At 59.6% G+C, this 21,466-nt stretch carries 23 protein-coding genes and 2 pseudogenes; 18 read left to right on the top strand and 7 right to left on the bottom strand.

The annotated features are described in order from the left end of the window. Positions 1 to 26 precede the first annotated feature (26 nt). Positions 27 to 209 carry a hypothetical protein gene (locus V1278_RS25770; protein WP_334382621.1) on the bottom strand — a complete coding sequence of 61 codons (183 nt, stop codon included), beginning with the start codon at positions 207 to 209 and terminating at the stop codon, positions 27 to 29. A gap of 52 nt (positions 210 to 261) precedes the next feature. Here V1278_RS25770 and V1278_RS25765 point away from each other — a divergent pair, with 52 nt between their 5' ends. Next, positions 262 to 522 carry a DUF1488 domain-containing protein gene (locus tag V1278_RS25765; RefSeq protein WP_334382620.1) on the top strand — a complete coding sequence of 87 codons (261 nt, stop codon included), beginning with the start codon at positions 262 to 264 and terminating at the stop codon, positions 520 to 522. A gap of 1,153 nt (positions 523 to 1,675) precedes the next feature. After that, positions 1,676 to 1,840 carry a hypothetical protein gene (locus V1278_RS25760; protein ID WP_334382619.1) on the top strand — a complete coding sequence of 55 codons (165 nt, stop codon included), beginning with the start codon at positions 1,676 to 1,678 and terminating at the stop codon, positions 1,838 to 1,840. 328 nt (positions 1,841 to 2,168) lie between these two features. Here V1278_RS25760 and V1278_RS25755 read toward each other — a convergent pair whose 3' ends face one another. The 4 genes from V1278_RS25755 to V1278_RS25745 all read right to left on the bottom strand — a co-directional run bounded on the left by V1278_RS25755 (position 2,169) and on the right by V1278_RS25745 (position 3,902). Then, positions 2,169 to 3,131, bottom strand: coding sequence for a hypothetical protein (locus tag V1278_RS25755; RefSeq protein WP_442893736.1), 963 nt, complete (start codon positions 3,129 to 3,131; stop codon positions 2,169 to 2,171). Further along, positions 3,074 to 3,256, bottom strand: a complete 183-nt coding sequence (locus V1278_RS37035; protein ID WP_442893737.1) for a hypothetical protein — start codon at positions 3,254 to 3,256, stop codon at positions 3,074 to 3,076. The genes V1278_RS25755 and V1278_RS37035 overlap by 58 nt, the downstream gene beginning before the upstream one ends. Before the next feature lie 84 nt (positions 3,257 to 3,340). Continuing rightward, positions 3,341 to 3,640, bottom strand: a complete 300-nt coding sequence (locus V1278_RS25750) for a hypothetical protein (RefSeq protein WP_334382617.1) — start codon at positions 3,638 to 3,640, stop codon at positions 3,341 to 3,343. Beyond that, a complete protein-coding gene (locus tag V1278_RS25745) occupies positions 3,633 to 3,902 on the bottom strand; it encodes a hypothetical protein (RefSeq protein WP_334382616.1) in 270 nt (89 codons plus the stop codon). Before V1278_RS25745 ends, V1278_RS25750 begins: the two co-directional genes overlap by 8 nt. Before the next feature lie 482 nt (positions 3,903 to 4,384). On the opposite strand from V1278_RS25745, the gene V1278_RS25740 reads away from it, so the two are divergent. The 9 genes and pseudogenes from V1278_RS25740 (at position 4,385) to V1278_RS25700 (ending at position 10,806) form a co-directional block, all read left to right on the top strand. Next, the gene (locus tag V1278_RS25740; RefSeq protein WP_334382615.1) at positions 4,385 to 4,582 is read left to right on the top strand and encodes a hypothetical protein; all 198 of its coding nucleotides are present in this window, start codon (positions 4,385 to 4,387) and stop codon (positions 4,580 to 4,582) included. A 31-nt stretch (positions 4,583 to 4,613) separates the two neighbouring features. Further along, complete coding sequence (locus V1278_RS25735; protein ID WP_334382613.1) at positions 4,614 to 4,853, top strand: hypothetical protein; 240 nt, start codon at positions 4,614 to 4,616, stop codon at positions 4,851 to 4,853. Positions 4,854 to 4,917: 64 nt separating this feature from the next. After that, positions 4,918 to 5,052 (top strand): hypothetical protein, encoded by a 135-nt coding sequence (locus V1278_RS25730; RefSeq protein WP_334382612.1) that lies wholly within the window; start codon positions 4,918 to 4,920, stop codon positions 5,050 to 5,052. Between the two features lie 1,727 nt (positions 5,053 to 6,779). After that, entirely contained in the window at positions 6,780 to 7,112 is a 333-nt protein-coding gene (locus V1278_RS25725; RefSeq protein WP_334382611.1) for a hypothetical protein, read from the top strand. Between the two features lie 386 nt (positions 7,113 to 7,498). Continuing rightward, positions 7,499 to 7,690 (top strand): hypothetical protein, encoded by a 192-nt coding sequence (locus V1278_RS25720; protein WP_334382610.1) that lies wholly within the window; start codon positions 7,499 to 7,501, stop codon positions 7,688 to 7,690. A gap of 174 nt (positions 7,691 to 7,864) precedes the next feature. Continuing rightward, complete coding sequence (locus tag V1278_RS25715) at positions 7,865 to 8,800, top strand: class I mannose-6-phosphate isomerase (protein ID WP_334382609.1); 936 nt, start codon at positions 7,865 to 7,867, stop codon at positions 8,798 to 8,800. Then, a pseudogene (locus tag V1278_RS25710) lies at positions 8,776 to 8,883 on the top strand (carbohydrate ABC transporter permease); the annotation flags it as partial. The gene V1278_RS25715 and the pseudogene V1278_RS25710, both read left to right, overlap by 25 nt. Beyond that, positions 8,883 to 9,722: an endonuclease/exonuclease/phosphatase family protein gene (locus V1278_RS25705; RefSeq protein WP_334382608.1), complete on the top strand. Its 840-nt coding sequence runs from the start codon at positions 8,883 to 8,885 to the stop codon at positions 9,720 to 9,722. The pseudogene V1278_RS25710 and the gene V1278_RS25705, both read left to right, overlap by 1 nt. Before the next feature lie 817 nt (positions 9,723 to 10,539). Further along, positions 10,540 to 10,806 (top strand): PepSY domain-containing protein, encoded by a 267-nt coding sequence (locus tag V1278_RS25700; RefSeq protein ID WP_334382607.1) that lies wholly within the window; start codon positions 10,540 to 10,542, stop codon positions 10,804 to 10,806. A gap of 183 nt (positions 10,807 to 10,989) precedes the next feature. Here the strand turns inward: V1278_RS25700 and V1278_RS25695 are convergent, their stop codons facing one another. Then, positions 10,990 to 11,856, bottom strand: a complete 867-nt coding sequence (locus V1278_RS25695; protein ID WP_334382606.1) for a hypothetical protein — start codon at positions 11,854 to 11,856, stop codon at positions 10,990 to 10,992. A gap of 320 nt (positions 11,857 to 12,176) precedes the next feature. On the opposite strand from V1278_RS25695, the gene V1278_RS25690 reads away from it, so the two are divergent. The 7 genes and pseudogenes from V1278_RS25690 (at position 12,177) to V1278_RS25660 (ending at position 19,533) form a co-directional block, all read left to right on the top strand. Continuing rightward, complete coding sequence (locus V1278_RS25690; RefSeq protein ID WP_334382605.1) at positions 12,177 to 12,986, top strand: N-acyl homoserine lactonase family protein; 810 nt, start codon at positions 12,177 to 12,179, stop codon at positions 12,984 to 12,986. A 109-nt stretch (positions 12,987 to 13,095) separates the two neighbouring features. After that, on the top strand, positions 13,096 to 13,866 hold the full coding sequence (locus V1278_RS25685; protein WP_334382603.1) for an ABC transporter ATP-binding protein: 771 nt from the start codon (positions 13,096 to 13,098) through the stop codon (positions 13,864 to 13,866). Continuing rightward, positions 13,863 to 14,564: an ABC transporter permease gene (locus V1278_RS25680; RefSeq protein ID WP_334382602.1), complete on the top strand. Its 702-nt coding sequence runs from the start codon at positions 13,863 to 13,865 to the stop codon at positions 14,562 to 14,564. Before V1278_RS25685 ends, V1278_RS25680 begins: the two co-directional genes overlap by 4 nt. Further along, positions 14,561 to 16,117, top strand: coding sequence for a GldG family protein (locus V1278_RS25675; protein ID WP_334382601.1), 1,557 nt, complete (start codon positions 14,561 to 14,563; stop codon positions 16,115 to 16,117). Before V1278_RS25680 ends, V1278_RS25675 begins: the two co-directional genes overlap by 4 nt. After that, the gene (locus V1278_RS25670) at positions 16,114 to 16,635 is read left to right on the top strand and encodes a hypothetical protein (RefSeq protein ID WP_334382600.1); all 522 of its coding nucleotides are present in this window, start codon (positions 16,114 to 16,116) and stop codon (positions 16,633 to 16,635) included. Before V1278_RS25675 ends, V1278_RS25670 begins: the two co-directional genes overlap by 4 nt. After that, entirely contained in the window at positions 16,632 to 17,687 is a 1,056-nt protein-coding gene (locus tag V1278_RS25665; RefSeq protein WP_334382598.1) for a HupE/UreJ family protein, read from the top strand. Before V1278_RS25670 ends, V1278_RS25665 begins: the two co-directional genes overlap by 4 nt. Before the next feature lie 443 nt (positions 17,688 to 18,130). Then, positions 18,131 to 19,533, top strand: a pseudogene (locus V1278_RS25660) (IS1182 family transposase). A gap of 247 nt (positions 19,534 to 19,780) precedes the next feature. Here V1278_RS25660 and V1278_RS25655 read toward each other — a convergent pair. Continuing rightward, entirely contained in the window at positions 19,781 to 21,457 is a 1,677-nt protein-coding gene (locus tag V1278_RS25655) for an alkaline phosphatase family protein (RefSeq protein WP_334382597.1), read from the bottom strand. Positions 21,458 to 21,466 lie beyond the last annotated feature (9 nt).

The following is a 21,466-nucleotide window of genomic DNA, read 5'->3' as shown; positions in this document are numbered from 1 at the left end:
CGTATTCGGTGTGAAACGCTGGTGTCTCAGGCATGGCCGATCATGTCGCGCATTCCAGCGATCAATTCCCCGGCATTGAGTGGCTTGCTGAAAAATCTGCTGCGGGGCGGAAGATCGAGGTCGGACAGGTTCAACTGCCCCGATACCACGATGATTTCAATTGTCGGCCAACGATCATGCACGGCATGGGCAAGCCCCATGCCGTCCATTTGGCCAGGCATCTGGATGGTTCGTCGGCAAGAACGTGATCGGAGCAAATCCATGATTGAGTTTCCAAATCACAGCCGTTCGTATGACCAGACCCGGCGAGCCGTGCGGTTTTGGGGGCACGATAGCGCGCTGGAAGCGACATTCTTCATAGACGAGGGCGCATTGAGGCGAATTCAACCAGATGCCCGCCCCGACGAGTCCAGTTTCCTGAACGCATTCGATGGCAACCGTGATGCGATATGCGCGGCGGCTGCGAAGGTTTACGTCCGTGGAAGCCGGGGCTCCTACGATCTCGTCGCCGCAAATTTTTGAAACGAACACTTGACATGATCAGCCGAGACGACGTGGGAGACCTGGCGAGGCGCTCGTTCGTCGTGATTTGGTACTGAGCTGCTTTCCTAACTAGCAGATACCGAGCTAATTCCGTAGAGCAATACGCCAGGAAATGCGGTCGCCAACTAAGACGGTCTGAAAGGTTACCATGATGCCTAAGATCAGAGAGCATACGTGTGCGGCCTGCAACGGCACGGGCTTCCAGAAGGTGAAGCAGCCAGCGCTGGCTACTCACAAAATCTACCCGGTGAAGTGCGAGGCCTGTGCGGGAAAGGGAAGGATTACGGACGCCGACTGAAGCGACCTTAGCCACCTCCCTCCGCTGACTTCGAAATCAACTTCCCCTCACTGATTTCGTCGTAACTCTGGATCGTCCAAGCTCGCCAGAGAGCCATCCGAGCGCTTTTGATTTGGAGTGGTCGGAGGCAAACACGGTTGTCTCGACGCGGTTGCATCTGGGGCATTCAAACAATCGATGTTCGAATCCAATGGGACCTTGGGAAACGCGCTCTAACATCATCCTCGCCTGGAATGAGGACAGCGCGGACGCCTAATTGCAGTCAAGGTGTGTTGAGAGTCGGACATTATCACTCACCTGGAATTTGAAGTCGGGAGCGCCGCCGAACAGGTCAGTACTATTTCTCCGGCGCTTCCAAGTCGGACAAAGTGCCGCTATGCGCGCGTTAGCTGACGGAACTCGCTCGCTTAATAGCGAGGTGACGGCGTCGGTTAATTTGCTCCATTAGCTGTATACTTAAGCTGGCGTTTCTCTGTGGTTTGAAGCCCTGATGTCCGAATCGACGAGGACGTTCTTATACGTAACCCTGGCCAGCCGATCCCTTTTCGGAAAGGATTTCGGCTAATCGGATGTGGCATGGTTTCAACAGATCAGTTCCGGCGAGAGATTAAGTCCCGGCTCGAATTGGCGGGCGCACAGGGGCGGCGGCAGCAAGGCAAGCTTGCTGACGATCTACTATGCATTGCCACGAAATCAAAGTCCGGCGCCAATATCAAACGAAGCCGTGTTGGGAACAACTCGATGCGTCTGCGCGCAGGGACGCAAGAGCCTAATTGAGTCAGACTTGGCGCCGAGGACATCCGATCGGCTCGGCCGGCGGTTTTGATAACCAGTTTGTCGTTGCTGCTGTTCCAGAACGGGTTGCCCGATCTTCCCGCGGTTGAGCCTCATCGAAATCGCGGCGGGATTTGGCGCGTCAAGTTCTGCTATGACGCTGACCAGCCGCTCTCGATGAGCGTCGAGCAGGCGTCGTCATGGCGACTGATCTATATCAATTAGGCGAAGACCATGAATCGAACGACCAAGGCACAAGGGTTCTGCACTCCAAATTCCGCCGCGACCTGCATACCCGTCGAGACAAAAGAGCAGCGGATCCACTTGCCCACGCCGGGCGTGCCGGTGTGGTCCCCAAGGAAAAAGCGCGCGAGACGTCAGCGATTGAAGGTCAGATTCGGGGCCATGGTTGCGGAGTTGTCGTCCTGAAAGCCACTGAGCAGCGCATAACAGCCGAACAGGATTACTGCCAACAAGCAATATACAAGATAGAAAGGCCGCCCGGACTTTTGACCGCTCATTTCGCTGGAGTCCTAGCTTGGCGAACCGACGCTCAGCTCTTTGCGGCCGTCTTTGAGAGTTCAGCTTCAACGCCAGCTGCGCAGGCCCGGGCGAATGAATAATCCATGCTCGTGGAGGCAACGGTCTTCACGAATTCGCCGATGACATTGTCCTTTGAATATGAGCCCGCCGCCTTGAATTTGGCGACGGCGCCGTCAACCGCCGTGAACTGCGCGACGCACAACGGGACCAGGACAGACATCCGACCGCTGCTCTCTGCCATTACGCTCATGGTTCTGGCAGTGCCGCCGGTGACCCAGCCACCCCACATAAATCCGATCGTCATCGCCGCAACAGCGCCGAAAGCGATACCTTGGAGAAAGCGGGTCCGCGCCTCGCCCTGCAGAATTTCGGGTATTCTCATGATGGTCTCCTTTTTTATTTGCGCGCAGAGGCGCGTTCGCAGCCGCGGGTGCCGCTTGCATCCGCGCTTAGCAAAAATTATCCAGCCTATGAGATTGCGCCTTCCGATGGCACTCCAGCTGTCGCTACGACGACGAGCAGCGACTTCGGACGTCACCGCTTCATGGACAGCTTCAAGGCAAACAACTGCCACCTTGTCGTTGGACGGTAGACCGTTGTCGTGATGCTGTACAGCGCGTTCTTTGTCTCCAGCCAGAAGGTCGCAGCGCCATCGTCTCGGGAGCGCGATCGTGTGTTTCGCCGGCGTTAGCCCCGGTCCCGCAATCGCGCGAACTGCACTTGCGGGCGTTCGCGGCACTTGCTCCAGATCATCTACGGCTGAAGCACCGGCGGCACGAGGCACTTCCCTGGTACCATCCATCATGGAAAGCAACAGCACCATCCGGTCGTCTTCAGAACCACGAATGCTGCCGTGCGCCAGCGTCGTCAGGTTCTCCTCGCCGAATGGAACGATCCATCCGCCGACGTTTCCGCCTAACTCTTCCTTTTCGTTACCGGCGGCGGAGCGATTTCGGCGATCCTGCGCAAGCAATCTGCTTCGGAAGAGTGCGGGCCCGAGACGAAGGTTCCGCTGATCTTGGTTGAGTACCAGCCGGACTCCACCCCGAGACGAAGCGATTCTTCTTCCTTGACGTGACGAGGCGACAGATTTTGCATCAGGTGCTTTCAGTTGGGTCGTTCGATCTTGCTTGGAACGAGCCGGATTGAGCGTTCGCTTGTTGAGCCCGAACATCGGTTGATTCAGGTGCCTTCCCCCATGAGTCGGGTAAGGTCCGCAAGTACGGCGGCCACGAGGTCGCGGTTATGCGTGTCGGTTGGTGCGAGATCGGCCGAATAGAGATTGAGTGCATAAGACGCCTTGGCTGCCGCTTCGGGCCACGATGTGGCGGGCGCAGCGAGGATCTGAATTTCGCCGACGGCCTGCTTGTCGCGCAACAGCTTCGCGTTGGCCTCGACTTCGGCAAGCGCACGACGGATATCGGTTGCCTTCCGCTCCGCCATGCCGCGATGCTTGTCGAGATCGACCGGAGACTCACTCATGCGGCGTGCTCGCGTCGATGCGTCGGGCGTGGGACAGATCAGCCGGACTGATCAAGACCATTTCCATCGTAGAGCGTTGCGGCGGCGCACCGGGCACCATGATCATGGTGGCGACGCGCCGAAAGCATGGGAACGAAAGGCCCTCGATCATCTCCTCATCAGAGATGATTTCGTAAGCTCCCGGTGCGAGCTGCCGGTCGATGCCCTCGATGCGGAACGGGTGCTTGAAATGAACCGTTTCCCGTCGGGAGCGCATGGTCATGCCCGCAGCCCAGCGGATCTGCGCGCGACGAGATGATGTTGTTCGGACATGGTGGCAGGGTGCGCGCTTTCGCGACAATTAGCTATCGTCTTCTCCGCGGCCGGCCGCATTCGATCGAGTAAGGCAGCTGGCGCCTTATATTCGATGGCTTCGTAGCCGTTTCGAGCGGTCAGCGGCCGGAAAGGCCTTTCGAGCGGCCGCCTCCGGCTTGCTGCTGACGGCGTCGTTCACGACAGCGGCCCTCCCAGGATGCTTTCGCGATCGTGGTGTGGCGTTTTAGCGCTCGCTATCCTTCGGTCGTAAGCCTAGGGTTGGATCATCACCGCGCTTCCCACGGCGTCTCTCGGTGACTGACGGCGATGACTCCGTCCGCCGAGAGAGGGAACTTGCGTTGTCTAGGTTTCGCCTGGCCGACTGGAGTGTGGCGCCGCTGGCTGTCCCGCTAATTCTTCTTCCATCGTGGCTGGCAGAGGCGATCCTGCATGGATAGGACGACCGAGCAGCATTACCTGATCGGCGGCAGCAATCGATTTGGCCGCGTCAATCTCTGCCGTGCCGAGGCGGGGGCCGCCGTGAAGAAGGCAAAAGAGCTTTTGCAGGAAGGTTATCTGGACGTCAGGATATCCACTCCCCGGGGCCGGATCCTGTTGCCTGACGAGTTCGATCAGCTTGAAGTTTAGCGAAGCGCTCACACGAGGTACGAGACAGGCCATGAACGCCAGACCGTTCAAAACCGCATATGAACTCCAGGACATGATCGTTGAGCAAGCAAGGCGCCTGCACGGTCCCTGGCCTTCGGGCATGACAATGTTTGTATTTGACGATGCCTATGGATGGAGCGCGAGTGTCAGTCGACCTGCCTCGGAAAGCGATAATTTCTATCGGGCCTGCACGCTCGATCTCATCACGAAGTTCAAGGTCAAATATGATCTGGACACGCCGTGCCTCTGAGCCACGGTATCCAGCCAGATTGGCATTCAGTTCCGGCATCACCATCAAGCCCAGGGAGATCGACATGGCCAAAGGCGAGCAAAGAGGTAATCGGGAAGCCAAGAAACCGAAGAAAGAGAAAATCAAGGTGATTGCCGCGGCGCCAAGCCAGAAGACCGGAGGCTGGCAGCCGACCTTGGGTGCCGGCAAAAAGAAATAGTGGCGTCCGGAGAGATGCCGCTGCCGAACTCAAAATTCTGCCATCAGTTTCGTAAGCCGATAACTCCGTCTCACGGACGCTACAGATTTCGCAGGTCACGATTGGGAACCTTGAGGAATCAATCAAGCAACAAGGCCTGAACGGGGAGCTTAGCGCTCGGATATCGGGCGGATTTCCTCTTCCATGTCGCGGAGCATCTCAGCCGTAGAACCGCTCCGAAACTCCTTGGCGAGTGCTCTGCACCGCGCCAGCTTCGCTTCCAATTCGGCCTTTTCCAGCTTGGCAGCCATCAGAGTACGACGCGCGATGAGAGAAAGGATTCAAGAATAGGAGGTGAATATCGCGATGCTCAGGGCGCCGTCCGACAACTCGACAACAAGAACTTGTACTGGTTGTTTGCCGCGCACCGCGGCGGCTTCGTCCTCGCAGAGGATGTCTACGCGGCTGACGAATGGCCGTCATCCGCGATCATCTAGGCCCTGAAGCCATGCACCTGTTTGCGGCGTTCGGCCTGAGCTTATTTCAGCGGCTGGAGACCGGGAGATTTCAGCCACTCCGCTTGGGAGGTGGTTTCAATTTGCCGCGCTCTGCGGAGCAACTCGTCACGCCGGACCCCAGGCGGCGTGCCGCGGGCTTCCCTGCGTAAACGTTCCGCCTTTGCGGGCGGGCTGTTATCGAAACGATGAACTTGATCGTAAGAAACTCGCTCCATGGCGCTGCTCTAGTCCGTTAGAGGAGGGCGGGAGCGCAACGGGCGTTCTCATCACCGATTGATGCCACGGGCCTTGGATGAGGTGAGTGTGCACCCGAGAAGCAACGGATGCGAGTCATTTTGCTTGAACTGTCTTGGGAACTAGCGCATCCGATTTGATAGGAATCGCTCGGGCATGAATCGACCGTGAGAGGAATTGAGCGCTCAGCCTCACTTCTTATCGCTCGATTTGACGCAATGCCCAAAATGGTTCCCAAGCGGTATTGCCATCTTTGAGACATGAGCGGCCCGTGACGATGTCCGGCTTCCGGTGGAAGACTGAAAATCATGGGCAGTCCGTCAAAACGATGCGAATGATCGGAAGCGGACATTGACGCCCTATACTACTGGCCTAGGCTCTTCACGATGGCCGCTCACGGAGTGCTCGGTGAACAAGGCCCCGCTTTCGCTGCTCTAGATGTTTGGTTCGTTCAATCGAGTCCCAGACGTAGTTTTAGGCTACTCTGGGAAGAAGCTACTTTTGAGGTAGACACATGTCATATGCCTATAAGCTGAATGAAGACGTTCACCACAAGCCCCAAGGGCCGCAAGGTCGTGCCACAACTGGTCTACCGGTAGTTTACACCATCGTTCAGCATATGCCCATTGAGGCAGACGGACGTCTTCGATACCGCATCAAGAGCAAATCGGATAATGTTGAGCGAGTTGTTACGGAAGATCAGTTTTCGTATCCTTAATGATTTGGCGTTTCAGATGCTGAATGCCCGGAGTTAGGGCAGCTTATGGCGCAAGATCGAAAGTCACGCTCACGCTGGCAGGCGCATCGGCTAACGGCTTCGGCGTCCAGTCTATGTCCGCTGACCCATTTGGAGACTTAAAGCGGGCCAATGGCCTCGGTTCCTACATTAAGCCGAACTCCGACTTCCGCCGTTCGGGCTAGGTGGCGGCGACCAAGGGGAGTATACCTCGACTGCAAAACCAGCATGCCCCCGCCAAGTCGTGGAGGCACCAAGCAATGGCTCCTCAGAAAGGGGCTGATATGACGGTACTTCGAATAGACGCGGGCAAAGCAGAACGAATAATCACGCAAATCTTGCGTGACGAAAAGGGTATGCCTCCTGCCGATGCAGGCGCCGTGGCTGCAAGTATTTGCCGGCGGCTTACGACGGCGACGCCGACGAGTTCGTCGTTGGATCTCTATCGGATTATTCCGAAAGAGCCGCCAGACAGCGAAGTTTTCGCGAGTTCCGTGGCAAAAAAGCTCACTGAAGGGAAGAGTGAGCTTTGGAACGCGAGCGAACTTTGGGAGCTCGTTTACAATCAAGGGCGCTATCTTCGGGCGAACTAGGCGGGATCGGGTTCGAAGGCATTGTCCCTCCAGCACGACTGCGTCTTCCCGCGGGCGCATCGCCGCGTGTCGCATTACAAGCCTTGTCAGGTCCTGCCCCAAACAAATCGCGATACTTCTCGCTATTCGGCAGATTGTCACTATATCTAGGACATCACCGCGCGCCCCGGCTGTTATCGGTGACTGAGAGCTTTTTGCGCGCCCGCCTCCACCAAGAAAGGCGGTCACGTGTCTGACCGTCAAATTCGATCCTCGTGATTGGCTGGCACGTCCGGTGCTGTTGCCAGTTTTTTGCGCTGCTGTTCGCTGGCGCCATGATTGTTCAGCGGTAGTCGGCCTCAGACCGGCAACAAGAATCCGGGCACTACCAGAAAGTAGGAGTGGGAATGGCAAATACGGCGATCATCAGAGACGCATACGGAGTTCCGGCAATGTTCGTTGGTTCGAAAACCGGCAAGGATGATGCGGCCTTTGTCTTTATCAGGGTCGGCGATGAGGAACGCCGGATGCGGTGGGCAGAATGGGATGCGCTTCCCGCCTGGACTGGCGTTCGCCCTTCCTGGGCGACCAAGCACTAATGGATCCTGCAAGGTTGCTATCTGAGGCCTGAGTAGCCATCTGATCAGTTAGTCTAATGGGATCGCGACAGCAGCGCGCATCCCGCCGCGACGCCTTCGCCACGCCAAATCATCTGGACGGTATCGACCAACGGCATATCGCTGCGATATGCCCGTTTCGGGTCAGGAGAATCTATGGCCATCGAGCATGCCGCCGTGCAGGTTGCGCGCAAACCGTGGGGGGTCGGCGATCTCCATCCCTGGAGCAGCATCGATGTTGCTGATGATCCGGTTGGAGAGTTGTGGTTTCAGCGCACGCATGAGCATGCACTCATCCCGGCCTTGCTGCTCAAGCTACTGTTCACCAGCGAGCCCTTGTCGATCCAGGTTCATCCGGACGACGAATTTGCCCGCTCAATCGGGTTGCCGAACGGCAAGACTGAAGCCTGGTACATTCTCGCTGCAGCCCCAGGTGCGCGGGTTGCGCTGGGACTGAAGGGGCGGCTCGCGCCACAGGCATTGCGCACTGCGATCAGGGACGGCTCGATCGCCGATCTCACGCAATGGCGGCCCGTCGCGAAAGGCGACATCATCTTCGTCCCCGCCGGCACGATACATGCCATTGGCGCCGGTATCGTACTCGCCGAGATTCAGCAGCGCAGCGACACGACATTCCGTCTGTTTGACTATGGCAGGCAGCGCGAACTGCATGAAGAACGCGCCGTCGCTGTTTCCGACGCCGGACCGGTTCAGAGCCAATCCGGTCCACGACGCTTCACCGCGGCTCGAACAGCTTTGATCACAAGCCGTCATTTCGTCATTGAGCGGATCGACCTGCCGGCGAATTCGAATTGGGCACTCAATGCCGATCGGGAAACCTGGATTCTTGCGATCGAGGGCCGGGCGCAGATCGGGTCGACAAGCATCTCGGTCGGTGAGGCCGTGTTCATCGAGGACGATCGAACCGGCATCGAGGTTGGCGCGGACGGCATGTGCGGCCTGATGGCTTATCCGGGGCCTGATCCCGTTGCCGCCCTGCTGGAGGATGCCGGAGAGCTGAACAAATCTGTCGGCATCTCCGCCGGCCATTCGCCGAAATCAGGCGGTCGATCATCACCGCTGCAACCGTGATGACGATGGCGCCCCTGTTGTTCGCGTTCCTGCTGTTCCAGCGGCAATTCGTCCAGTCCTTCATGCGCGCCGGTATCCGCTGATGCGGTTGCTCACCTGGAATATCCAGTGCGGAAAAGGTTGCGACGGCGTGACCGACTTGGCGCGGATCGTTGCCGTAGCGAAGGAGATGGCCGACGCGGATGTCTTCTGCTTCCAGGAGGTGTCTGCCAACTTTTCCAAGCTCGATGGCAATGTGGATCAAAGTGCGCAAATTGCTGCGCTGGTGCCCGGGTATCTGCCGGTGTATCGACCGGCCATCGAAACGATGGACAGCGCGAACGGATTACACAGGTTCGGGAACATGACGCTGTCGCGCTTGCCGGTCTTGCAGATTGCCAATCACCTGCTGCCGTGGCCGGGAGCTGGCGCCACACGCAGCATGCGTCGTCACGCGCTGGAGGTCACGGTCCAGGCCGCATTCGGCGTGCTGCGGATCGTCAATACGCATCTCGAATACCACTCTGCCGAGCAGCGCGAAGCGCAGATTGCGCGGCTGCTGGACCTGCAGCAGGAGGCGTCGACGAGTTCCAAGGCATCGGTTTCGCAGCACAACGAGCCTTACGGGAGCCAGACGCTGGCGGCGCCGAGCGTGCTGTGCGGTGATTTCAACTTCGACGTCACCGACCGGCAGCATGCACTGATTGATCGATCGGCTCGGCCCGGCCTTAACTACCGGGACGCATGGTCCATCTGCCATCCGGGCCAACCGCGATCGCCAACCTGCGGACTGTACGATCGTGTGCAATGGGGGGATGGCCCGGACTGTCGCGACTTTATTTTCACGACAGAAGATCTGACAGGCCGGATCCGCCGCGTCGAAGTCAATAGCAAGACCGACGCCTCCGATCATCAACCTATCCTCATCGAACTGGCTGATTGAGCAAGTTGCCTGTCATTCTTCTGATAGAGTAGGGGGCCAGAGCGAAGGCGCGACGCGCTCCCGGGTCGATCGTGCCATGCTTCCCATGCTCGGACCAACCCGGCTTGAGCGCGAGCGCCCAAGCCGCATCAAAATCGTGTAAGCCCCAGTTTAAAATAGGCGGCCTTGACGGCATCAAATGGAAGTACTCAGGATCTCGCGATCCCGGCCCACTCGCGCATCATCAGTTCGAACAAGCCCGCAGCCACGGCGAACTGCTCTTAAAGCTGATCGCCAAGAACTAGGCTACACCTCCGGGCGATTATCTCAATTCCCATCCGGCCCCGTCTGATATATGATTTCTGCGGCGTCGGGTGTTGACACCGGCGCTTAGCACAAACTTTCCCCGTCCCGCTTTTCATGCGGGCGGGGTTTTCTGCTCGGCGGAAACAAGGGCGCCTCTGCGGCTTCAACCATGTATCGGCGGCGCGATGCCTGTCCTGGTGGATTTAGGTGACCTTCAATACGTCCCGATGCACTCGAAGTAGGTCGCTTGATGGTGAAGGAAACCAAATTTCTTCGGAAGCAGGCGGATAAGGCTGAGCGCATGGCGTAGTCCGCCTCAGACGGCGAAGTCTCCCAAAGTTTCTTGAATATGGCGAAGGCCTATCGCAGTCAGGCGGAGGTGCTGAAGGCTAAGAAAAAGTCCACCAAAAAACGGCCATGACCAATAGTAACTTTTTAATATTTCGAAACAGTCTTGTTTGCGTAGACAATGAAGTAAGGCTTGATCAGTTGCGCTTCACATCGTTGTTCAACTGGCAAAGGGAGGTCCGAAATGAACAGATTTGCATCTATCGCTTTTGCCCTCGCCCTGTCGGCTGGATCGGTCAATCTGGTGAAGGCGGCCGATCAACCGGGACCGGACTGGATGCCCGCGCTGCAAGTGATCGATAAGGTCCTTAACTCTGGCTATACGCACGTAACCAAATTTGAGGCCGACGATGGCCGATGGGAAGGCGAGGGTCTTAAGAACGGACAGAAGATGGAATTTCATGCCGATCCCAAGACCGGCGGGATCACCTCCGAAAAGCTCGATGACTAAGCTGGCACAGTGAAGCCGCGTATGCTTCGGCGGCAAGGCCGAAGCATAGGCGTCATATGCCAAGATGGCCGATGACGACGGTCTGCGGCTGCTCGCTGATCGCATCCAGGCGCGAGCAGGTTCGTCGCGAAGGACAGCGCGTGGCCGCAACGACGTACCGGAGCAGCGGCGAACGCGCGCCGTCTATTGCGGACGGCGCTGTGCTTTTTCGGTCGAGCCATAGACGTAGTTGCGCCCGTCCAGCTTCAGCGCCTCGGCACGCACCTCGTCCATCTCCTGGGGACTGAGCTGCACGACCTTGACCAGGTCGAGCATCTCCTTTTTCTCATCGTTGCCGGTGTAGCCGACCTTGATGTTGCCGACTCCTGGGGCATAGTACTTGAGTTGGCGAGCGCCACTCGCCTCTGACAGGGCCCATTCCTCGGTCACCAGGACGTTCTCATAGGTGCCGGCAGGAACCTTGACCTTCTGGCCCGTCTTGAACACCTGGCCACGATCGGCCCAATTGAACGGTGGTGGTGCATAGCCCTGCGAGTAACTCGGCGTGCCCTGTTTCGGGTCGGCCTTCATCATGATGCCGGCCTTGGCACCGTTCAGATGGCCGACCATCCAAGCTTGTGCGCCGACCAGATCGGTACCCTCGTACAATTCTCGGTATTGGCCGAGATGCCAGACATTACCGTCATCGTCTTGAGCGAAGAAGGTTAGCTCACTTTCTTCGAGCTTGCCGTTGGCTATATCGCGGTCCCAGACGACGACGACGTCAATCCCGTTGATCTTTTTTACAAGGTCAGTGACCGTGAACACGATGCTATGTGGTTTGCGCTTGCCATTGTCGTCGACCGTCGTCCCAGCAAACACCAGCTGCGTGCCGGGCTTCAGCGGCATCCACTTGTTGTCGATGATGGTCGGCCGGTTGAATTTTTTTGGATCGATGTCCAGCAAGTCGGTGAGCTTATCCAGAGCTCGTGCGGTCGGAGCAAAGCAGGCGAGTAGGGTCGCTATTCCAAAACATATGCCAATCTCTCGTGTCTTGAGAAAGATCACCATTGTAGGTCTCCCACTCTCAGGTGTTGCTGCCGTAATGGCAGTAGCTGTTACTTATCCTGTCTCGTTTTGAGGGGTAGGGCGCTAATCCAAACTGGCGTTCCAGTTTAGCGTGGTCGAAAGCGGTAGGCCGGTCAACGAAGAAGATCATTCCCAACTTGCTTTTGCCGGGGCGCTCAATCTATTCTTGGTGCTTGGCCTCGACCTCGTCGGGCGGGGCTTGTGGCTCCAAAGAGAGCCCGTAAAACGAAGGCAAAGGAGGACACGCTATGACGATGAAGCATGTTGCCTTGAGTCTAGCTTTCGCGCTCGGCCTTGCGGCTGTGGCGGCGCCCGCCTCCGCACAAGAGGGCCCAAAACTTTACGTCTTCTCATCCGGCTCGTTGGGAGGCTTCCCGAAGGCCGCCCTGCAGATGGGTGGGCAAGGCAATATCGACTGGGCACCGGTGAGTTTCTACGTGCTTAAACATCCCAAGGGCAACGTCATTATTGATACCGGAAACAACGACAAGACGATAACCGACCCCGAGGGATGGTGGGGACCACTCGCCAAGGGCTTCGGCCTCAAGATGACGAAGGATGACGCAATTCCGGCGCAGCTTGCCAAGATCGGTCTCAAGACCGACGACATCAAATACGTGGTGGCCGGTCACTTACATCTCGATCATGGCGGCAATGTCGGCCAGTTTCCGAATTCGACGCTCGTCGTCCAGGAAGATGAGCTGAAGGCTGCTTGGTGGCCGGATGTCGGCTTCTCCGTCTATTACATTCCAGGCGATTTCGCCGACACGAAGAAAATGAACGTCATCCGCCTCAACGGCGATCTGGACCTGTTCGACGACGGCTCGGTGCGTGTCATGCGTGCTCCAGGCCATACCCCAGGCAGCCAGTTCGTGACCGTGAAGCTGCCCAAGACCGGCTCGGTCATCCTCACCAGCGACGTGGTCTATCTCAAGGAAAATCTCGACAAGAACCTCATCCCGCCGATCCCGGGCACACAAAACCCGGGCGACGCCTATCGCAGCTATCAGCGCATTAGGCTGGTGCGCGATGCGAATAACGCGCAGATTTTCTACGGGCACGATCCGGAAATCTTCAAGGCGACGAAGAAGGCGCCGGAGTTTTACGATTGAGATCTGAATCGGCGCGGGCTCTCCTCGGGAGCAGGGCCCGCACCAGACCGTCCAGGCGAGCCTGCCGGGGCGACGCAGTCGCAGGCCTGTCTGCAAGGCAGACGCTACTTTGTCGGGGCGCTGCATGACCATCTCGTCAATCGACGCGGCGCCGCGCGACGATGCGCCAATCCGTGCGACGGATACTCCGGCCATCTCAGCGGTTAGCGTAAGCAAACGCTACGGCTCGGTCACGGCGCTCGACCGGCTCACGCTCGACATCCGCCGCGGCGAAGTGTTCGGCCTGTTGGGACCGAACGGCTCCGGCAAAACCACCTTCATGCGGCTGCTCGCGGGCTACCTGCTGCCGTCTGCAGGGCGGCTGACGGTGGCAGGCCTCGACACAGTGCGCGATTCGCTCGCGGTGCGGCGGCTTATCGGCTATGTGCCGGAATCGGCGCCTCTCTACCGGCAAATGCGCGTCGGCGAATTCCTCGCATTCATGGCCCGGCTCCGCGGCTTGCCTGAACGGACGGTGGCCGCCGCCGTGGAGCGTGTCGTCGACCGGCTGGCGTTAGGTGCTGTGGTGGACAAGCCGACCCAGGCCCTGTCGCGTGGCTATCGCCAGCGGGCGGCGCTCGCTCAAGCATTGATCCACGATCCTGACATTCTCATCCTCGACGAGCCGACCAATGGGCTTGATCCACGCCAGATCATTGAAATGAGGGAACTGATCCGCTCGCTTGCCGGGCGCCACACGGTGCTCATGAGTTCGCATATCCTGAGCGAGGTAGAGAAAACCTCCGACCGGGTGGCGGTGATGCTCGACGGCCGGTTGCTCGGCGTCCAGGCCATGGTCGACACGCCGGATCTCGAAGGCTGGTTTTTGTCGCTGACATGAGAACGCTGCGCATCCTCTTCGCCAAGGAGCTGAACGCGACGCTGACGTCGCCGATCGGCTACACGGTGGCGGCCGTGTTTCTGCTCGTGCTCGGCTATACTTTCAGCCTGACGCTTTTCGTCACCAAGGTCGCCAACCTCCAATACATCTTTCACCAGATGTACGTGTTGTCGATCCTGCTGGTGCCCGTTCTGACCATGCGCACCTTCGCCGAGGAGCGGCGATCGGAAACGCTCGAACTGCTGCTCACCGCGCCGGTTCGCGAGCTCTCGATCGTGCTGGCAAAATATGCTGCTACGCTGACGCTCGTGCTCGCGATTTTCGCGCTGACGCTCATTTACGCCGTGATCCTCGGCTGCTACGGCGAACCGGATTGGGGACCGATCTATGCCGGCTACCTGGCGCTCGCGCTCCACGCCTCGCTGCTAGTCGCCGTCGGTCTCCTGATGTCGAGCATTACCGAGAGTCAGGTCGTGGCCGCGGCGTTGTCGATCGGCGCGTTCCTGATGCTTTGGTTTGCCGATTCGGTGTCCTATCTTCTACCACCCCCGTTCGACAGCTTTGCAATCAACCTCTCTTTGATAGGCCACTTCAAACCGATGGTCAGCGGCTCGGTGTTCCTGTCTGACATCGGCTATTTCGTCACGGCGAGCTTGCTTGCGCTTTTCCTGACCGCCTGGGGGCTTGCGCAGCGATGAGCGACCAGCAAGGTTTGACCGATCTGCCGGCCGGGGATACCAGCTTTCTTCACAGCCTTCTCGAGCCGCTGCAAGACTGGATTAATCTCGCCTGGTTTGCCGGGGTAGTGCTCGCGCTGGTGCTGTTGTTTGCGGCCGGGCTGAAAGTGCCGGCGAGGCTCGCCTTCGTCAGCCGCATGGTCTCCGCCACGCTTGTCATCGCCGCCGCCGTCATGGTCACGATCCTCGCCAATGTCGCGCTGTTCCGTCATGACGCCCACCTCGACCTTACGCGCGAAAAAGCCTTCACGCCGTCGGCGGAGGCGGGCGAAGTGGTGCGCAGGCTCAGCGAACCCATCGACGTCGTCTATTTCTACCAGAAGCAGAACCAGGCGGCGCGGGCGCTCGGCGCCATGCTGCGGCAACTCGAACGGCAGAATGTGAATTTTCGCGTGCAGCAGATCGACGCCGATCAGAATCCGGCGCTGGCCAGCAGCCAGGGCGTGCGAACCTATAATTCCGCAGTACTGCGCCTCGGCGAACGCCGTGTCGAAGTGATCACTACAGACGACCGCGAGATCGCGCTCGGTGTGTTGCGGCTGTTGCGGACCCGTGAGGTCGTGATCTGCTTCGCCTCGGGCCACGGCGAATACGACATCGACAATTTCGAATTCCACACGCATTTTGAGGGTGCCCACAATCATAGCCACAACGTCTCCGGCACCGGGGTGGTGCAGATGGAGCAGCACGGCCTCGGCCGCCTGAGACGCGCCATCGAGAAGCTCGGCCTAGTCGCCCGAAAGGTCTCCTTCGCCACTGGGCAGCCGATCCCGGACGATTGCGCTGCGATCGTCGAAGCCAATCCGCGGACCCGCTACAGCCCCGGCGAAACCGACGTGCTGCGCCGCTATCTGGAACGCGGCGGCTCTGCGATGTTGCTGATCGAGCCGGACTACACCCTCGATGAGAGCATCGCGGCCCTACTTGCCAACCTCGGCATCGCGGTGCACGATGGCGTGATCGTCGATCCGACCGAGCATTATTTCACCGACGAGCAGATGATCGCCGTATCGCGCTACGGCCCACACCCTGCCACGCGGGGACTCGCGCTCTCGTTCTATCCCGGCGCGCGTCCGCTAGAGATATTGGCGGTGCCGGGCGTGCAGGTGACGCCACTGGCCGCCAGCAGCGGCGACAGCTACGTCATCGCAAATCGTCTTGAAGCCCATTCGAAATCGAAGTCCGGCCCCCGTTCATCGCAGATCATTGCGCTTGCAGCCGAGGGGCGGCTGGATGGATCGGCGGCAGCGACATTCCGCATGATTGTCGCGGGCGACGCCGATTTCGCCTCCAATTCCTTCTTTCCTTATCTGGCCAATTCCGACGCCGTGCTGGCCGGAATCTCCTGGCTGACGCGTGAGGAACGGGCGCCGGCGATGAGACCGCCGGTCGAGGTGCTGCCCACGGTATCCCTTACCGGCGGGCAGATGCGCGGCATCTTCCTCGTCACGGTTCTGCTGATTCCCGGCTTGATAGCATTCGCCGGCAGCGCGATGTGGTGGTGGCGGCGATGAGCCGGCTGGCCTGGGCAGCCGCAGCGCTCGGCGCCACAGCCTTTCTCGCGGCTCTGGCGTTTACCGGCGGTCGCGGTGGCCCAGGGCTTCAGCCGTTCAAGCCCAAAGGACTGATGATGATTCCTCTCGAGGAGGTGCGCGAGGTCGATGTTACCGCCCCCCGTGGCAATTGGCATTTCGTGCGCACCCCCGAGGGCTGGCGCGCGACGCAGGGAACAGCCACCGCGGGTTTTGAGGCGCGGCTCGACAGCGCGCTCAAATTCCTGCGCAATTCGGGGCCGGACCGTGTTCTGACGGCTGCGGAAGTCGCCCAAGCCGGCACGGCGCAGTTTGGCCTCGCGCCGCCCCGGCTGCGCATCGTCGTCAGCGGCCGCGGCGCCTCCGTCTTCGCCATTTCGTTCGGCGTCACCAATCCGATGGGCCTGTCGCATTATGCGAGGCTGGACGGGAGTCCGGAGATTGCGCTGCTGCCGGCCTTCGTTGCCGAGGAATGGGAGCGGACGGGAGGAACGCCGTGACGGCGAGGCTGATGCGATGGGCTGTGCTCTGGCTGGCGCTCATTGTCTGCGGCGGCGCCCTTGCGCATGTGACCACGACGGGACTGTTGCGCATCGAATTCACAGGCGGCCGGATGCTCTATGCGCTTTCCGTCGCGTTGCCCGAGCTGCCGGCCCCAGCGACGGCCACGCTAACCGCTGCCGCCAATGGCGACCGCGCCGCAGCGGAAACGGTGGCCGAAGCGGCGCGCAGAAGCGTCACGGTCGACCTCGACGGCGGACGCTGCCGGGCGGGACGAGTGCGCATTGGCGGCGCCGGCACCAACGAGACCCGCGCAACGGTCGAGATCGACTTCACATGCGACGCTTCCCATGGCCGCCTCGACATTACCGAGGACTGGCGCGCCTTTCTGGGCGAGCACTACCAGACCCTCGGCAATCTCCGCACGTCGAGCGGCGAGCGGCCGGTGATCTTCGGGGAGGAAGCGAGGTCCGTCACTGTGGACATCGACCGCACCGTTGGGACAGGCTGGTTCGATTTCGTCAAGCTCGGCATCGAGCACATTCTCACCGGCTATGACCATCTGCTGTTCCTCGTTGCGCTGCTGGCCACCGCGCGAGGCGTGTGGTCGGTAGTGCGCATCGTCACGGCCTTCACATTGGCCCACAGCGTGACGCTGTCGGTCGCAACGCTGGGCATTGTGACGATTCCCGACCGCGTCATCGAGCCGCTGATTGCGGCGACGATCGTGTGGGTCGCGTTGGAGAATCTTTTCGCGGCCGAGCCCGACCGGAGGCGGTGGATTTGGAGTTTCGGTTTCGGCCTGGTGCACGGCTTCGGGTTTGCCTCCGTACTTGGTGAACTCGGCTTGAAGGGGGCGACACTGGTGCGTGGGCTGGTGGGTTTCAATGTGGGGGTCGAAATCGGACAACTAATTTTCGTTGCCGTCTTCCTGCCGGCGCTGATGTGTCTGTCGCGCGGGCGCGGCTCGCGACTAGCCCCGCGCATCGCCTCGCTGACGGTAGCCGTAATCGGCACTTACTGGTTGGTCGAGCGCATTTTTGTCGGTTGAGGATCACCGTTGCCGAAGCCGGACTTCTCGATGGCTCAATTTACGGAATGAGCAATTATGGAACGACCGCTTCTGTGACATTTGAGACATGCCGACGCACAGGTAACAATGTCTGTTTATCGGGGGATAGTGTTGCAAAAGTCTTTTTGCAGCATGCGACTCAAATTCTTAGAGCCATAGGCGCGACGATCGAATTATAACGTGGGGGCGCTAAACTCACCGGCGATTCTGACAACGGGTCTGAGGCTACATTGACCGGCGATTGTCGCTTATTTCGTTCTTTCGCGGAAAATTAGCCGCGCGTTTTTGCAACACTATCAGGGGTAGAGCGGAAGTCGTCGGTACGCGGCCAAACCGACGCGAATGACCGATGCTGTCGAAAAAGGGCTTGAGGAGCCGAGCGAACAATGATTCCTGCTGAGGAGACGGCAGGAGAGTCGGCGATGATGGGGCGGCAGGACGAGATCAGGGGCAGCCTCGACGAGATGATCCCGACTGACCACCTGTTGCGACGGATCAATGTGTTTGCGACAGCCGTTCTGGCCGATTTGCACCAGCAGCTAAAGCCGTTTTACAGCGACATCGGCCGGCCCTCGGTGGATCCCGAGCTGATGATCCGGATGCTTTTGGTCGGTTATTGCTATGGCATTCGTCATGAGCGCCGGCTGTGTCAGGAAGTGGCGCTGCACCTTGCTTATCGCTGGTTCTGCAAGCTCGATCTCGACGACAAGGTTCCGCACCATTCGACCTTCTCGGTGAACCGGCTTGGCCGCTTCCGTGAGAGCGAGATCCTGCGCCATATTTTCGAGCGCGTGGTTGCAGCCTGCATGCTCGCGGGCCTCGTCAAGGGCGAGGGGTTCGCGGTGGATGCAAGCGTGATGGAGGCCAATGCCAGCCGCTATCACGGCAAAGCGCCGGACGAACTGGACTGGACCGATGCGCAACGACAGAAGCGTGCCGTGGCCGAGTATCTGGCTGGACTCGAGGCGGAGGCCCAGGACCATGAAGGCAACGATAGCCGTGGTGGCGGTTCTGACGGGACGCCGCCCGCAGCGCCGGATCGCAAGCCACCGAAGGTGATCTCGCCCTCCGACCCGTTGTCGGCGTGGACGGCGAAAGCCACAAGCGCGTGCAGTTCGGGTATGGGCTCAACTATCTCATCGACGTCGAGCACGCAGTCATTGTCGACGTTGAACCAACGCCCGCGCGCACCTATGACGAGGTCGAGTCCACAAAGACGATGCTCGATCGAACCGAACATCGCTTTAGTTTGAAGCCGAAGCGGCTTGCTGCTGACACCGCTTATGGAACGGGCCGTTTCCTCGGCTGGCTGGTTGGCCGCGGGATTGCTCCACATATTCCAGTTCGCGACGCAAGCGAGCGCGATGACGGCACCTTTTCGCGCAGTGACTTTCGCTGGGACAGACGGCGCGGCGTTTACATCTGTCCAAACAACAAAGTGCTACACACCACCGGCACCGTGCACGACGGCAACATGCTCCGCTACCGCGCCTCCAACGACTGCGATGTGTGTGCGCTGAAGCTGAGATGCTGTCCGAATATGGCTGCCCGACAGGTACCCCGTGACATTCACGAAGATGCCCGCGATATGGCGCGACGGCTGATGGGGACAAAGCGCTTTCTCAAATCGCGGGATGAACGCAAGCGCGTCGAGATGCGCTTTGCTCAACTCAAGACCCACCACGGTTTCGAACGCATGCGGCTCAGAGGTCTCTCCGGCGCCCGTGACGAGTTTCACCTTACCGCCATCGTGCAGAACCTCAAGACGATGGCGCTCCATCTACTCGGCCCGCCAACAGGTCAGGGGTCCGTGTCGATTGCGTAAGTGGCACGGCAATTCGGGCGAGGTGTTCGCCGAGCAGGCCGTGACGCCCAGCCAGAAAGACGCCGAAACCGCTTTCCCAACAGCAGGCCGATCGCCACAGGGCCTTTTTCGACAGCATCGACCCGTTGCAGACATTTCGACTCGAACACCGGAGAGATCAGGGCCCTGGCCCTTCCGCGACGACAGCTGCAATGGAACGCCTCCCGCGGCATCACGGCATTGCTGGAGGATGACCTACCCATGCCCGTCAGTTCAGTATCTCCGAAAGCACACGGCCTTCGCAGCCGTTTGGCGGGCGGACGTTCAAGATGAAGGCGATCGTCCGCGCGAGGTCAACTACTTCCGAATCGCCGTACTTGCCGGCCTTGATCCAGCTTGGTCCGTACATCGCCAGCGGCACGTTGGTGTCATACGCCCAGGGCGATCCGTGCGTTGACGCATAAGTCGTGGGTTTGGCGAACAGGTACCAGTTCGGCTTATTCATGACTACGATGTCGCCGCTGATCTGCTGGTGCCAGGCAAGCGTCACTTGGCGCGCCAGCTTGGTATTCGGCATCTGACCGTTCTCGAGCTGCGTGCGGGTGAAAACAGTCTCGACACCGGGATACGACCGCAGGAATGCCTGCGCCGCAGCTTCGACCTCCGCCGGATTGAGCTTGCGCTCCTCCAGCAGCCGATAGTCGACATAGAGATTCGGGTTCCACCACGCCGTCACATACTTGCCTTCGCCGAATTTCGCCGACAGCGCCGCGTTGACGCCCTCGATCATTTTGTCTGGATCGATGCGGCCGGCGTCGAGCCGGCGGCTCGCGCTGAACTCGGGGATGTTCATGAAGCCGTGATCGGCCGACAACGTGATCAGAACGTTCTGCAGCCCGATCCGCTGGTCGATGAAGGCGAACAGCTCACCGAACACCCGGTCGAGCCGGATCGTCTGGTCGTGCGACTGCCGGCTTTCCGGACCGAACAGGTGATTGACGTAGTCGTGGCTAGTCCAGCTGACCGCCAGAATGTCGGTTGCGCCGGCCGGATTGTTGCCGAGGTTCTCGCCCTCGATCGCAGCCTTTACGAAGTCGAGGGTGAGCAAGTCACCCCACGGCGTCCACATCATGGCATCGTAGTATGCCTTGTCGGGCGTCGAGGCACCGCCGGCGGTCGCATGCGGGAAGCGCGAGCCGAGCCCCTTGTAGCGCGTCGTCCAGGGCCGGTCGTCGGAGGTCGAGCGCGAATAAGCCTCCTCGGGCAGCAGCGGGTCCCAGCTTTTGCCGAAATACCTGTCTTGCGGCTTGCCTTCGTAAAATGCCTTCCACCAGCCTGGGTAGTCCGGCATGTAGTAGTCGGACGTGATGAAGCGCCCCGTGACGGTCGAATGCATATAAGCGGTGCCGTGGTGGCCCGCGAGGCCGATCGCGGATCGGTCCTTGCCGGAGATCGCGGTCACCTTCGACTTGCCGTTGGCGTAGATGAGCTCGTCACCGACCGCAGTGACCTTTATGTTGAACGGCGACGTACCCGAGTGCTGCGGCGTATCCTCGCCGATGTACTTGTGGCGGTCGTCCTCGGTCGAATAGATGCGTTTGCCGGTCTTCTTGTCGATCCAGTCGTTGCCGACCACGCCATGCTTGTAAGGATGGGCGCAGGAGAGCAGCGTCGCGTGACCGACGCTGGTGTAGGTGGTTGCGTGGCTGTAGTGATTGTTGCCGTACCAGGCGCCTCGATCGAGCAACGTGCGGAAGCCGCGCTCTCCATACTGGTCGTAGTACTTGACCAGTTGCTCCTGCGGAAAGCCGTCGACCACCAGGAATAGGACAAGCTTAGGTGGGGCCTTCCCGCCCGGAGCGTCGCCCGTCTGCGCCAGCACGGCAGTCGGTAGAAACGATAGGCCGGATAACAACACGGTGAAAAGCAATCGATCGATCGTCATCGTGGCATC

The sequence above is a fragment of the Bradyrhizobium sp. AZCC 1577 genome (assembly GCF_036924575.1).
Lineage (GTDB): Bacteria > Pseudomonadota > Alphaproteobacteria > Rhizobiales > Xanthobacteraceae > Bradyrhizobium.
This window is presented reverse-complemented; position numbering and strand designations above follow the sequence as displayed.

Excerpts from the sequence above, each read along its gene's own strand:
- V1278_RS25770 (WP_334382621.1), bottom strand. The coding sequence starts at position 209 with ATGGACGGCATGGGGCTTGCCCATGCCGTGCATGATCGTTGGCCGACA.
- V1278_RS25720 (WP_334382610.1), top strand. The coding sequence starts at position 7,499 with ATGGCAAATACGGCGATCATCAGAGACGCATACGGAGTTCCGGCAATG.
- V1278_RS37035 (WP_442893737.1), bottom strand. The coding sequence starts at position 3,256 with ATGCAAAATCTGTCGCCTCGTCACGTCAAGGAAGAAGAATCGCTTCGT.
- V1278_RS25675 (WP_334382601.1), top strand. The coding sequence starts at position 14,561 with ATGAGCGACCAGCAAGGTTTGACCGATCTGCCGGCCGGGGATACCAGC.
- V1278_RS25670 (WP_334382600.1), top strand. The coding sequence starts at position 16,114 with ATGAGCCGGCTGGCCTGGGCAGCCGCAGCGCTCGGCGCCACAGCCTTT.
- V1278_RS25705 (WP_334382608.1), top strand. The coding sequence starts at position 8,883 with ATGCGGTTGCTCACCTGGAATATCCAGTGCGGAAAAGGTTGCGACGGC.
- V1278_RS25730 (WP_334382612.1), top strand. The coding sequence starts at position 4,918 with ATGGCCAAAGGCGAGCAAAGAGGTAATCGGGAAGCCAAGAAACCGAAG.
- V1278_RS25700 (WP_334382607.1), top strand. The coding sequence starts at position 10,540 with ATGAACAGATTTGCATCTATCGCTTTTGCCCTCGCCCTGTCGGCTGGA.
- V1278_RS25740 (WP_334382615.1), top strand. The coding sequence starts at position 4,385 with ATGGATAGGACGACCGAGCAGCATTACCTGATCGGCGGCAGCAATCGA.
- V1278_RS25750 (WP_334382617.1), bottom strand. The coding sequence starts at position 3,640 with ATGAGTGAGTCTCCGGTCGATCTCGACAAGCATCGCGGCATGGCGGAG.
- V1278_RS25765 (WP_334382620.1), top strand. The coding sequence starts at position 262 with ATGATTGAGTTTCCAAATCACAGCCGTTCGTATGACCAGACCCGGCGA.
- V1278_RS25725 (WP_334382611.1), top strand. The coding sequence starts at position 6,780 with ATGGCTCCTCAGAAAGGGGCTGATATGACGGTACTTCGAATAGACGCG.
- V1278_RS25735 (WP_334382613.1), top strand. The coding sequence starts at position 4,614 with ATGAACGCCAGACCGTTCAAAACCGCATATGAACTCCAGGACATGATC.
- V1278_RS25695 (WP_334382606.1), bottom strand. The coding sequence starts at position 11,856 with ATGGTGATCTTTCTCAAGACACGAGAGATTGGCATATGTTTTGGAATA.
- V1278_RS25655 (WP_334382597.1), bottom strand. The coding sequence starts at position 21,457 with ATGACGATCGATCGATTGCTTTTCACCGTGTTGTTATCCGGCCTATCG.
- V1278_RS25680 (WP_334382602.1), top strand. The coding sequence starts at position 13,863 with ATGAGAACGCTGCGCATCCTCTTCGCCAAGGAGCTGAACGCGACGCTG.
- V1278_RS25715 (WP_334382609.1), top strand. The coding sequence starts at position 7,865 with ATGGCCATCGAGCATGCCGCCGTGCAGGTTGCGCGCAAACCGTGGGGG.
- V1278_RS25745 (WP_334382616.1), bottom strand. The coding sequence starts at position 3,902 with ATGACCATGCGCTCCCGACGGGAAACGGTTCATTTCAAGCACCCGTTC.